This window comes from Streptomyces sp. PA03-6a (assembly GCF_033792765.1).
In the GTDB taxonomy this organism is placed as follows: Bacteria; Actinomycetota; Actinomycetes; order Streptomycetales; family Streptomycetaceae; genus Actinacidiphila.
The window spans coordinates 23,994-35,802 of record NZ_JARAVK010000087.1 but is presented as its reverse complement, the minus strand read 5'-3'; the positions used below and the strand labels follow the sequence as shown (position 1 = coordinate 35,802).

Annotated in this window: 9 protein-coding genes; 7 read left to right on the top strand and 2 right to left on the bottom strand. The window is 71.2% G+C overall.

Features of this window, described 5'->3' with window-relative positions:
• The first annotated feature begins 398 nt into the window (after positions 1-398).
• The 7 genes from PV350_RS21560 to PV350_RS21530 are packed head-to-tail and all read left to right on the top strand — an operon-like array spanning position 399 to position 9,467.
• Positions 399-986 carry a hypothetical protein gene (locus PV350_RS21560; RefSeq protein ID WP_500335450.1) on the top strand — a complete coding sequence of 196 codons (588 nt, stop codon included), beginning with the start codon at positions 399-401 and terminating at the stop codon, positions 984-986.
• Positions 987-992: 6 nt separating this feature from the next.
• Positions 993-2,102 carry a glycosyltransferase family 4 protein gene (locus PV350_RS21555; RefSeq protein ID WP_499513476.1) on the top strand — a complete coding sequence of 370 codons (1,110 nt, stop codon included), beginning with the start codon at positions 993-995 and terminating at the stop codon, positions 2,100-2,102.
• Complete coding sequence (locus tag PV350_RS21550; RefSeq protein WP_500335448.1) at positions 2,099-4,633, top strand: DUF2206 domain-containing protein; 2,535 nt, start codon at positions 2,099-2,101, stop codon at positions 4,631-4,633. The genes PV350_RS21555 and PV350_RS21550 overlap by 4 nt, the downstream gene beginning before the upstream one ends.
• Positions 4,630-5,769 (top strand): glycosyltransferase family 4 protein, encoded by a 1,140-nt coding sequence (locus tag PV350_RS21545; RefSeq protein WP_499513474.1) that lies wholly within the window; start codon positions 4,630-4,632, stop codon positions 5,767-5,769. The genes PV350_RS21550 and PV350_RS21545 overlap by 4 nt, the downstream gene beginning before the upstream one ends.
• Positions 5,762-7,087, top strand: coding sequence for a lipopolysaccharide biosynthesis protein (locus PV350_RS21540; protein ID WP_499513473.1), 1,326 nt, complete (start codon positions 5,762-5,764; stop codon positions 7,085-7,087). Before PV350_RS21545 ends, PV350_RS21540 begins: the two co-directional genes overlap by 8 nt.
• Complete coding sequence (locus PV350_RS21535; protein ID WP_499513472.1) at positions 7,084-8,340, top strand: polysaccharide pyruvyl transferase family protein; 1,257 nt, start codon at positions 7,084-7,086, stop codon at positions 8,338-8,340. The genes PV350_RS21540 and PV350_RS21535 overlap by 4 nt, the downstream gene beginning before the upstream one ends.
• Entirely contained in the window at positions 8,337-9,467 is a 1,131-nt protein-coding gene (locus PV350_RS21530) for a glycosyltransferase family 4 protein (protein ID WP_500335445.1), read from the top strand. The genes PV350_RS21535 and PV350_RS21530 overlap by 4 nt, the downstream gene beginning before the upstream one ends.
• Positions 9,468-9,488: 21 nt before the next feature.
• Here PV350_RS21530 and PV350_RS21525 read toward each other — a convergent pair whose 3' ends face one another.
• Together PV350_RS21525 and PV350_RS21520 are read right to left on the bottom strand one after the other, a co-directional pair.
• Positions 9,489-10,703: a cellulase family glycosylhydrolase gene (locus PV350_RS21525; RefSeq protein WP_500335443.1), complete on the bottom strand. Its 1,215-nt coding sequence runs from the start codon at positions 10,701-10,703 to the stop codon at positions 9,489-9,491.
• Between the two features lie 54 nt (positions 10,704-10,757).
• A complete protein-coding gene (locus PV350_RS21520; RefSeq protein ID WP_499513469.1) occupies positions 10,758-11,591 on the bottom strand; it encodes a glycosyltransferase family 2 protein in 834 nt (277 codons plus the stop codon).
• Positions 11,592-11,809: the final 218 nt, after the last annotated feature.

Below are 11,809 nucleotides of genomic sequence, written 5' to 3'. Positions count from 1 at the left end.
GGGCGGGCGGGGACGCCAAGCCCATCGCCTCTTGGCTCGTCGGCTGACGAGCGCTTTTGCCCGTTCGCCATCACGAGTTGGTCACACCATCGACAGTGGTTCGCGGTATTGGACTAGAGTCGCATCCGTTCCGCACATCATTGACTGCCGGGTGAGCGGCGAGCTTCGTTGGCCGGAGTTCCCCGTCATCGCCACCAAGCGTCGGCGATCCTTCCCATGCACCGAGATGCCTTGCGGAGAAACTCATACGGGCTTGCCGCCCCGACGAGCGCCCGGGGGGGATGACACATGAGAAGCCTGTCCGGAGTCGTCCCTGCGTACGGTGAAGTGTCCCCCCTGCCCGGTGTCACGGCCCCGGCGGCCGGGGGCCGGGAGACCGCAGAGCGGTGCGGAACGACATGACCGAACCGGCCGACGAGCCCGGCGACCACGCTCCGGAACCGGACCCCGAACCGGATCAGCCGTCACCCCGCCAGGCACCTGTGGACCAGCAGGACCCTGAGACACGCCGTCCCCCGGCCTCGCCGCGACGCAGGATCGCCGGTGCGGCGGTGGCCGTGGTGGTCGCCGTCGCTCTGGGGGCGGGGCTCTGGTCGGTGCCGGCGGTACGCACGGTGCTGCTGCAGTCCTTCACCCGGCAGCCGGCCCCGTTCACCGAGATCTACTTCACGGCTGCGCCCCGCTTCGACGGCAGCACGCTGATCGTCCCCGTCGCCGTGAACGCCCACGGCACGGGCCCCGCACCGCTGCGGCTGAAGCTGACGCTGGAATCGGCCAAGGGCAAGGTCGTGGCCACCAGGACGGTGGGGCTGAAACCGAAGGACGGCAAGGCCGTGCCCGTCGTCACGCGCTTCACCAAGACCACGGGCACGACGCTCGTACGGGTGGCCCTCGTCGGGCACGAGCAGACATTGCACTACAACTTCGTGACGCCGAAGGCCGTGACCGGGCCGCTCGGTACGCCGCCCCCTGACGTACGAGACTGAAGCCTGATGCGACGCACCATTCTGCAGATCACCCCGTACTACCCGCCCCATCTGGGCGGGCTCGAACGCGTGGTGGAGCACCTCGCCATCCAGCTCGGGCAGCGCCACGACGTGCGGGTCATCACCACCGCCCTCGGTGCCGACGGCGGACCGCGCCGCTACGGCGCCGGCCGGGTCACCATACGGCGGCACCGCGCGGTCGAGGTCGCGCACACCGCGCTCGCACCGGGCCTGCCCGTCTCGCTGGCGGTGCGCGCGCCCCGCGACGCCGTGCTGCACGTGCACTGTGCGCACGCGTTGATGCCCGAGCTCGTCGCCGTCATCGCCCGCATGCGCGGACAGCGCTTCATCCTCCACTTCCACCTCGACGTCGAAGCCTCCGGGCGCTTGGGTGGGCTGCTGCCCGCCTACAAGAAGCACGTCTTCGGACGGTCGATGCGCGCCGCCGCCGGGGTGATCGTGCTGACCGAGGAGCAGGGCGCCTTCGTCCGCGAGACGTACGGCGTCCGGGCGGACAGGGTGTTCGTCGTCCCCAACGGCGTGGGGGCCGGCTACTTCATGCCGGTGCGGGAGACGGCACAACGTCCCTTGCGGTTGCTGTTCGTCGGCCGTCTGAGCTCGCAGAAGAACGTGGCACGGCTGCTGGAGGCGACGGCCCTGCTGCGGGAGCCGGTGCAGCTGCGGATCGTCGGCGACGGCGAGCTGCGGGAGAAGCTGGAGGCGCACGCCGCCGAACTGGGTCTGCGGAACGTCGAGTTCTCGGGCGGGCTCCTCGGCGAGCACCTGGTGCGGGCGTACGCGGACGCCGACGTCTTCGTGCTGCCCTCCGACCGGGAGGGCATGCCGCTGGTCGCCTTGGAGGCGATGGCCGCCGCCCTGCCGGTCGTCGCGACCGACGTCCCCGGCACCGCCGAACTGCTCAAGGGTGTCGGGCTGCTGGCCGCTCCCGAACCGGCGGCGCTGGCCGCCGCCATCGACTCGGTGGCCGCCGACCCCGGTCTGCGCCTGCGGCTCGCCCGCAGGAGTGCCGCGACCGCCCCCGACTACTCCTGGGAGGCCGTGGCAGCCCTGGTCGAGCAGGTCTACGCCCACGTCTACCCAGAGGCCGGCGCATGACGGCCCGTGGCACGGGAAGCAGCGGTCGGCGCACGACCTCCCGCCCGTCGTGGGCCGTCGTGGCGGACGACGCGGACGACGCGGATCTGGACAGGGAGCCGGAGCCGGCCGAGAGCGACGCCTCGCCGGCCGGGTCCGGGCACGAACGGAAGCGGCAGGGCCGGGGCCCGCGCCGCCACGCGGCGTCGGCGGGCGATGCCCAGGCCGCCGGCCTGCGGCTCCCGGACCTCGTACGGGGACGCCTCGGGGTGCTGCTCGCCATCGCGGTGGCCTGTGTCGTGGAGATGCTGCCCGGCGTGCCCGGGGTGCTGCTGACGGTGGCCGGCCTGTGGCTGCTGTTCGGTGCGCCCGTCGCGGTGTGGCGCGGCGTCGCCTCCCGGGTGGTGTCCACCAGGGACGGCAGCTTCCTGCTCGCCGTCGGCATGGCGGTCATCACGGATCTCGTGATCGCCCTCGCCGTGAACACGGTGCTGCCGCTGGCCGGGGTGGAACGCCCGCTGACCAGGGTGTCCCTGGCCGGGGCCACGGCGCTCACGCTCATCGTGATCGGCGCGTTCGTGCCGGAGGAGGAACGGACCGACAAGAGCAGGTCCTGGCTCCGCGACGGACTGCCGCCGGGCGCGATCCCCGTGGGGGCGTTCGCCGGCGTCGCCCTGGTGCTGTCGGTCGCAGGGCCCATCAGGCTGAACAACGGCTACGGCGGGGCGGTCAGCACGGCTGCGATGCCGGCCGTCATCGCGCTGCTGGTCCTGCTCATGGTCCGCCGCCGGCGCTACCCGGTCAGCGTCCTCGAGACCGGTCTGTTCCTCGGCGCGACCGCGCTGCTCATGCTGAACTCGTTGCGCGGCTGGTCCATCACCGGACACGACATCCAGCGCGAGTACGAGTACTACCGGCTGACGCTCGGCGGATCGCTCTGGGACGTCTCCAAGTACCCCGACGCCTACAACGCCTGCCTCAGCGTCACGCTGCTGCCCGTGAGCGTGTTCCGGCTCACCGCGATCCCCGACGTCTACATCTTCAAGATCGTGCTGCCGGTGCTGTTCGCGCTCACTCCGGTGCTGGTCCACCGCTCCGTCCGCAACGTCGCACCGCATCTGGTGTCGCTGTTGTCGGCCGTCTTCTTCATGCTCTTCCCCACCTTCCTGTCCGACATGACCTTCCTGGGCCGCCAGGAGGTCGCGTTCGTGCTGCTCGGTTGCGGCATGGTCGTGCTCACCGACTCCGGGCGGCCCCTGCGCGTGCGGCAGATCGCCTTCGTGGTGCTGCTGGCCGGCATCACGCTCTCGCACTACTCGACGATCTACGTCGTGATCGTCGTCCTCGGGGTCGCCCTCGTCGCCGACGTGATCTGGCGCACGGCGGACCGCTACAAATCCAGGCGCGCGCGCAAGCGCACATACCGCCCTACCGTGGCCGCACCCTTCCTGACCTGGTGGATCGTGGCGGGGGCAGCGGTCATGGCGCTGGCCTGGGCGGGCCCGGTCACGCACACGAGCGGGCAGCTACGGAGCACGCTGAGCGCGGTCGTGCAGGAGATCAAGAACCCGGGGCACGCGCGCGCCGGTTCGTCCGACACCTCGTACAGCCTCTTCGGAGGCGGGCCCTCGCTGACGGCCGAGCAGCGGCTGGGCGACTACCGCGAGGAGACCGTGCGGGAGACGGCCGCCGACCGGGCGAAGGGGACGTACCTGCCCCTCGGGACGGTGGACGCCTACCCGACCCCTGTCGTGCCCAAGCAGAACATGGCCCCCACCGCCGCGGGGCGGGTGCTGGAAGGCATCGGCCTGAAGGCGACCACGGTCAACTCCCTGCTGCGCCAGTTCACCGCCGGCCTGATGCAGCTCCTGCTGATCATCGGCCTCATCGTCATCGACGTCGGGCGACGCGGGGCCTTCCGCCCACGGCGCGAGCAGACCACGCTGGCCATCGGCGCCATCGCCCTCCTCGGGGTCCTCACGGTCGTGCCCCAGCTCTCCGTCGACTACGGCGTGCTCCGCGCCTTCCAGCAGGGCCTGTTCTTCTTCGCGCCCTTCATCGCGGCGGGCATGCTCTCCGCCCTGCGCTGGACCGGGCGCCGTCGGGCCGTGACGGTGTACGCGCTGGTGGTGGCCCTCTTCCTGGACCTCACCGGCGTGGTGCCCAAGCTGCTGGGCGGCTATCCGCCGCAGTTGCAGCTCAGCAACGCCGGCCAGTACTACGACGTCTACTACCCGAGCGCCGAGGAGCGCATGGCCGCCTACTGGCTGTCGCAGCGCTTCGCGGCCGAGGGCAAACCGTCCCTGGTGCAGACGGACCGCTTCACCTTCTACCGGCAGCAGACCATCCTGACCGGACCCGTCGTGGGCGACGTCTTCCCGACCAGGCTGCGCACCGACTCCTACGTCCTGCTGGGCACTTCGACCGTGCGCACCGGACGCATGACGTTCTCCTACCGGGGCGACCTCGTCACCTTCCGCTACCCCACGGGCCTCCTCGAGGCGACCAAGAACGAGATCTACAGCAGCGAGGGAGCGAGGATCTACCGATGAGGGTCCTCCTGGTCAGCCACTACTACCCGCCGCACGTCGGCGGCATCGAGAACGTCGTCCGGATGGAGGCCGTGCACCTCGCCGCACGCGGTGCCGACGTCACGGTGCTCACCAGCGGCGCGCGCAGCGCGATCAGCCAGGAGGACGGCGTACGCGTCGTCCGTGTCGCGGCGTGGAACGGCGCGGAGCGGGCCGGCGTGCCCTTCCCCGTCCTGTCGCCCCGGGTGCTGACGGCCGCACTCCGCTGGGCCCGCCGGGCCGATGTGGTCCATGTGCACGACTGCCTGTACCTGACCTCGTGGACGGCCGGACTCGCCTGCGTGCTCACCCGCACCCCGCACCTGGTCACCCAGCACGTCGCCCTGGTCGAGCACCCGTCCGCGCTGGTGCGCGGGGTGCAGCGGGCCGTGTACGCCGTCGCCGGACGCGGCCTGCTGCGGCGGGCCCGTACCGTGATCACCCTCAACGCCTCGGTCGCGGAGTTCGTACTCCGCCACGGCGCCCGTCCCGCCCGGGCCCGCCACCTCGCGAACGGCGTGGACACCGCCCTCTTCCGGCCGGCCGCCTCGGTCGAGGAGCGGGCGCTGGCCCGCAAGCGCTTCGGGCTGCCGCAGGACCGGCCGCTGGTGCTCTTCGTGGGGCGCCTGGTGCCGAAGAAGGGCTACGACCTGCTGCTGTCCGGCTACGACCCCTCCGCCGGCTACGACCTGGTGTTCGCCGGGGACGGCGACTCCGCCGCCCTGGCGGGCCGGCCGGGCGTGCACCACCTGGGCGGGCTGCCCCCGCTGGAACTGGCCGAGGCGTACCGGGCCTGCGACGTCTTCGCGCTGCCGTCGACCGCGGAGGGCTTCCCCCTCACCGTCCAGGAGGCCATGGCCTCCGGCCTGCCCGTCGTCACCACCGACGACCCCGGCTACGCGCCCTACCGCCTCGACCGGTCGCGCGTCACACTGCTGGACCGGGACGCCGAGGGGATCCGTTCCGCGTTGTCCGCGCTCGCCGGGGACGAGCGGCGGCGCGAGCGCATGGGCCGGTACTCGCGCGAGCTCGCGACGACGGCCTTCGCCTGGGAGGAGCACGTGAGCGCGCTGGCCGAGTGCTACCGCGAGGCGGCGGGAGCGACCACCCATGGCTAGGAACGGCAAGCGTGCCCTGTCGCAGGACCAGGTGTACCGCAACTCCTTCTTCCTGATGGCGTCCACGGTGACCACGGCCGGACTGGGCTTCGTCTTCTGGGTCGTGGTGGCCCGCTTCTACACCCCCGAACAGGTCGGACTCGCCACATCGCTCATATCGGCGACCTCGCTGATCTCCTATCTGAGCCTGTTCGGACTGAACAGCACGCTGATCCGCTTCCCCGCGCCGGCCGCCTCCCGCAACGGACAGCTCACTCAGTCCCTCGTGCTGGTCGGCGTGGTCTCGTCCGTGATCGCCACCGTCTACCTGCTCGGCCTGCCGGTCTACGCGGAGAAGCTGGTCTTCGTCCGCGACCACGCGTCGGCGGCCGCCGCGTTCGTGATCTTCTGCATCTGCGCGGCGGTGAGCCAGCTGACCTTCTCGGTCTTCGTCAGCGCCCGCATGGCCCATCAGAACGCGCTGGTCTACGGCCTGCTCCAGGGGTTGGTCAAGCTGGCCCTGCCGGTCGCCTTCGTCGCCTACGGCTCGGTCGGCATCCTCGGGGCCAACGGCGGCGGCTACGTGGCGACGGCGCTGGTCTCGCTGATCCTGATGCGCCGCCGGCTCGGCTTCCGGTTCCACCTGCGCGCCCGCGGCACCCGGATGCTGGAGCAGTTCCGCTTCTCCCTCGCGAGCTACGTCTCCAGCCTGCTCAACCTCGCGCCGCTGCTGGTCCTCCCGTTGATCGTCCTGGAGCAGTTGGGCGCGGCGGCGGCGGGCTACTACTTCATCGCCTTCCAGATCGCCAACCTGCTCAACTCCGTGTCGTTCTCCGTCGGTGAGGCGGTGTTCGCCGAGGTCTCGTACGATCCCTCGCGCTTCTCCGTACTGCTCCGCCGGTCCGCCGGCATCATCGCCGCGGTGCAGGTGCCCTCGGTCCTCGTCGTCGCCTCGGGCAGCGGACTCCTCCTGCGGATGTTCGGAGGTCCCTACGCGGACCGCGCGCAGACGCTGCTGGCCGTGCTGGCCTGCGGAGCCCTCGCCGTCGCACTGAACACGTGGGCCAGCTTCGCCCTCAAGCTCGCCCGGAAGATGACGCAACTGGTCCTCAGCAACGTCGTCTACGCCGTGGTCACCATCGGTCTGGCCGCGCTGTGGGCGCCGCGCGGACTGGTGTGGCTCGGCTGGGCCTGGGGCGTGGGCAACCTCGCCAGCGGTCTCTACGCCGCCGTCGCCCTGTTCGGCAAGCGCGCGGCCGTGCCGCAGCTGCAGGCTCCGGAACCGGGCATCCCCGTGGAAGAACCCGAAATGAGCCCAGTCGAGGGGTACCACCGGTGAGAATCGTCGTCATCAACGCGTACGTGCGGGAGAACGCGGGGGACGCCGCGCTGCTGTCGGTCTGCCTTCGCCACGTCAAGGAGGCCTTCCCGGGCGCCACGCTCGCCATCGCGGGCATGGAGGACGCCGATGCCCACCCCTCGTTCGAGGGGGTGGCCAACCTCGGCTCGATCCGCCGCCACGTCGCCGACGGCGGGGTGTCCCGGTCCCGGCGCCTGCTGCGCAAGCTGCTGGTGGCTCTCGTGGGCACGGCGGCGCTGCTGCTGCCACGGGCCGTCGCCGACGTGCTGCTGAAGCTGCTCCCCGCGGAAGCGCGCCGGGAAGCCGCCGCCGTGTGCGAGGCGGACATGGTGGTGTCCATGGGCGGCGGGTACCTCCTCGCACGGCCCGGGCTGGACGGATACCAGAACGTGTTCTTCGTCCTGCTGCCCGCGCTGCTGGCGCAGAAGGCGGGGGTGCCCGTGGTCTTCGCGCCCCAGTCCTTCGGTCCGTTCCCCGGCAGGCCGCAGCGCCGGCTGGTCGGCCACGTGCTGCGCCGCGCGGCGCTGGTGCTCGCACGCGAGGACGTGAGCGTCGGTCTGCTCCAGGAGTGCGGCGTGTCCGCGCGGCAGGTGCGGCGTGCCGTCGACTCCGGCTTCGCCTTCGCCCCCGAGGTCACCTCCAACTGGCGCGGCAGGCTCCAGGTCGGGGCCCAGGAGCCGCTGGTGGGTCTCACCGCGCGTCGTTGGCTCGCTCCGGCCGCCCAGGAACGCTACGAGCGGGCGCTCGCCGGGACGATCGACGCGCTCCAGGCGGACGGGGCCCGCGTGGTGCTCATCCCCCAGGTGACCACGGACTACCTCGGCGACGACGACCGCATCGTCGAACGTCGTGTGGCGGACTACTGCGCGACCGCGCCGCTGCGGATCGAGGAGCGTGTCGACTACCGCGACCTCAAGGGTCTGTACGGCGAGTGCTCCCTGCTCATCGGGACCCGCTTCCACTCGGTGATCTTCTCGCTCACCAGTGGGGTCCCGTGCGTCGCGATCGAGTACGAGCACAAGACACGGGGCATCATGGCCGACCTCGGCCTCGGTGAGTGGGTCGTGCCGATCGCCGAGGTCACCCACCCGGGCCTGTGGGCACTGGTGGACAAGCTCCGCGCGAACCCCGAGGAGTACCGTGCGGTGCTCCAGCAACGGCTGCCCGCGTACATCGCCCGGGCGGAGGAGTTCCCCGCCCTGCTCCGCGCCGCCGCGGGCACGGTCGCATGACCCGCACGGTGGCGGTGGTCGCCCCCTATTACCCGCCCAAGGTCGGCGGCGTGGAGAACTACGCGGCCCGGATCGCCCGCGCGGTCGGCGAGGCCCAGGGGCTGCGTCCGGTCGTCATCACGACACGGCTTTCCGGACTCCGCACCACCGTGGACGTCGAGGAGGGCGTGCAGGTCATCCGGCTCGGCGCCTGGCTGAAGCTGTCCAACACCCCGCTCAGCCCCCTGTGGCCGCTGCAACTGCGCCGCTGGCTGCGCCGGACCGGGGCCGAGGTGGTGAACGCCCACGCCCCGGTCCCCGGGCTGGCCGACCTGGCGGTGGCGGTCTCCGGGAAGCGGCCGGCCGTGTTCACCTACCACGCGGGCTCGATGCACAAGGGCGAGCCCGGCAGTGGTGTGGCGGACCGGCTCATCGGCCTGTACGAACGCCGCGTGCTGCCGCGGGTGTTCCGTCGGGCGCGGACGCTCGTGGCGGTGTCACCGGTCTCGCTGGCCGCCGGGCACCCGCACGCGGTCGAGATCACCCCCGGCGTCGACGTCGAGCGCTTCACCCCCGGGCGGCCCGCCTCGGAACGTCCCCGGACGGTCGTGTACGTCGGCCGCATGGACCGCTCGTCGGCCTGGAAGGGCGTCGACGTCCTGGTGAGGGCGTTCGCCGGGCTGGCGGCCGAGGTGCCCGATGCGAGGCTGCGCCTGGTCGGCGGCGGCGACGCGGTGCCGGACCATCTGCGGCTCGCGGCGGAACTCGGCGTCGCGGAACGGGTGGAGGCGGCCGGAGAGCTGACCGGGGACGCCCTGGTCGACGTGGTGCGGACGGCCGCCCTCGCGGTGCTGCCCTCGCGCACCGAGGCGGAGTCCTTCGGCATGGTGCTGGTCGAGGCGATGGCCTGTGGCACCCCGGTGGTGGGCTCCGCCGTGGGGGGCATCCCGCACGTCGTGACGGACGGCGGGACCGGGCTCCTGGTCCCGCCCGGCGATCCCGGCGCGCTGGCCGCCGCGTGCCGCAAGGTGCTGACCGACGCCGCACTCGCCGACCGGCTGGGCGCGCGGGGCCGGCAGGAGGCGGAACGACGTTTCGCCTGGGACGGCCTGATGGAGCGCTACATCAGGCTGTTCCGGTCGCTGTAGCGACGGCCGGCCCGCGGGCCGCTACTTCTTCTTGCGCTCGTAGGCGGCTATCGCCGCCTTGAGCGCTTCGAAGGCCGGCTTCTTCGTACCGTCGTAGCTGCGCATCCCGTAGTAGAGCGACCGTGACTTCTTCTCCTCGGGGCGTGCCTGGTCCTGGTCGGTGTACCAGAACATCGCCTCGACGTACGGGTTCGCCACCACGGCCGGGATCGTGTCGGTGGCGATCTCGGCCTGGCGGGCCTGCGTGACGTGCGTGGTCCCCGGGGGGATCACCTTGCCGTCCGACACCTCACCGGGCCCACTGGTCGGTGCTCCCGTCTCGGTGAGCCAGATGGGCATGTCGGGGGTGCCGTACTTGTCCAGGATCCCCACCAGGTTCTCCCGGAAGTTGCTGATCCGCTCGAAGGCGGTGCCGGTGCCGGGTGTCGCGCTGGGCAGGGTGGGATAGTTGAACGGGTGGTAGCCGACGGCGTCCACGTACTTGTTGCCGCCCAGCTTGCAGACGGCGGTCAGGAAGTCCGTCTGGGAGAGCCTGTGGCGCGCGGGCTCGGTCTTGGCCACCGCGAGGCCGCCCATGATGACGTACGCCTTGGGGTCCGCGGCCCGCAGGGCCTGGCTCGTCGCCCGGAGGAGGGTGGTGTAGCCCTTCGGGTCGGCGGCGGGCTTCCAGAAGCCGATGTTCTCCTCGTTCCACACCTCCCAGGTGTGGATCCCCATCGCGGAGTACCGCTCGGCGGCCAGCTTGGCGAAGCTGGCGAAGATCTCGGGGTCGGCGGGTGCGCAGCTCTGGCCGGACGTACAGCCCGCCGCACGCGCCCACTTCGGGGTGTAGGCGAGCACAGGGAGCACCTTCAGACCGCGGGCCTCGGCGGCCTTGGCGACCCGGTCGAAGCGGTGCCACGAGTAGGTGTAGGGCGAATCCGGCTGGATGTTGTTCCACGACAGGTCCATCCGTACCCAGGTGACGCCGACCGCGACCGCGTCGTCCAGACCCCGTGCGAGGTCCGCGTCCGACTTCCACGTCAGGGTGTCGCCGTACGAGATGCCCATCTTCACCTCGCGCACGCCGCCGCCCTCCGCCTCGGAAGGCGACGACGACGGCTTGCCGGTGACGGGCGGCGAGGCCGCCGGGCTCTTCGACGGCATGGACGCGGCGACGACGGTCGCGACCGCGGACACCACGAACGCCACGAGGGCGACGAGCAGGCGCTGCCGTCGACTGGGATCCTTCACCATGCGCACAGCGTAGGCCAATCATTCATCAGGTCCTCCCGCCCCAGGACGTGCCCGTCAGGCGGTGTAGTGCTCGCTCGGCACTCGTTCCCACTCCTCGTCGCTCCCTTGGGACGACTGCGCCTGCCCCTGCGCGGACATCAACGGCGCCGGTTCGGGCCGCGTGGAGCGGTCGTACCACTGGGCCCGGGTGTCGGTGCGCAGAGCGTTGTCCCGCAGCCGGTGGCGGAACAGCTGCGCCAGGTTGGCCACGCCGTCGGACAGCGCGTTGAGCTTCACCTGGCCACCGCGGGGCCGGTACTCGATGGGCACCTCCATGCAGCGGAAGCCCTCCCGCACGGCGGCGTTCTTGATCTCCTGCGAGAAGCCCATCCCGTCGGAAGTGACCTTGAGGGTCTCCCAGATGTAGCGGCGGAACACCCACATGCCGCTCTGGGAGTCGCGTATCCCGCTCTTGAAGAGCACGCGGCTGAGGAGGCTGAGAGCGTGGTTCGCGACGGTGTGGGAGGGCTTCATCGCCGCACGGTTCTCCGGGCCGAGCCGGTTGGTGTTGAGGAACTCGACCTGGTGCTCGTCGACGATCCTCAGCAGCCGGGGCAGGTCGTCGAAGGGGTAGGTGCAGTCGGCGTCACCGGTGGCGATCACGTTGCCGTACGCCGCGGCGATCCCGGCCTTGTAGGCGTTGCCGTAGCCGCGCAAGGGCTGGTGGACGACCCTGGCTCCGTAGGACGCGGCTATCTCGGCGGTGCCGTCCGTGGAACCGTTGTCCGCTATGACCACCTCGACACCCCAGCCCTCCGCGGCGAGTTCTTCGAGCGGGATCGTCCCGAAGACGTGCGGCAGGTTCTCGGCCTCGTTCAAGGCGGGAATGACGATGGACAGAGTGGACACGGCAGGCTCCCCCAGCTGGCAGTGTGCGCAGAGGCCAAGTCAAGACCCGGCTTCCGTGCTCTCCCACCCCCCAGCCGGACCGTCCGATGGCATCGAACACTGTAGACGACGGTTAGCACAGCAGAACCACGGATACGCGATCGTAACCGAAAATCACATGCTCATCCACGGCACTTAACCTTCCGGTTGTCGCCGTTCACCCGTAAGTCCCCCGTCCA

Coding starts and splice junctions, on each gene's coding strand:
- PV350_RS21560 (WP_500335450.1), top strand. CDS start 399: ATGACCGAACCGGCCGACGAGCCCGGCGACCACGCTCCGGAACCGGAC.
- PV350_RS21555 (WP_499513476.1), top strand. CDS start 993: ATGCGACGCACCATTCTGCAGATCACCCCGTACTACCCGCCCCATCTG.
- PV350_RS21550 (WP_500335448.1), top strand. CDS start 2,099: ATGACGGCCCGTGGCACGGGAAGCAGCGGTCGGCGCACGACCTCCCGC.
- PV350_RS21545 (WP_499513474.1), top strand. CDS start 4,630: ATGAGGGTCCTCCTGGTCAGCCACTACTACCCGCCGCACGTCGGCGGC.
- PV350_RS21540 (WP_499513473.1), top strand. CDS start 5,762: ATGGCTAGGAACGGCAAGCGTGCCCTGTCGCAGGACCAGGTGTACCGC.
- PV350_RS21530 (WP_500335445.1), top strand. CDS start 8,337: ATGACCCGCACGGTGGCGGTGGTCGCCCCCTATTACCCGCCCAAGGTC.
- PV350_RS21525 (WP_500335443.1), bottom strand. CDS start 10,703: ATGGTGAAGGATCCCAGTCGACGGCAGCGCCTGCTCGTCGCCCTCGTG.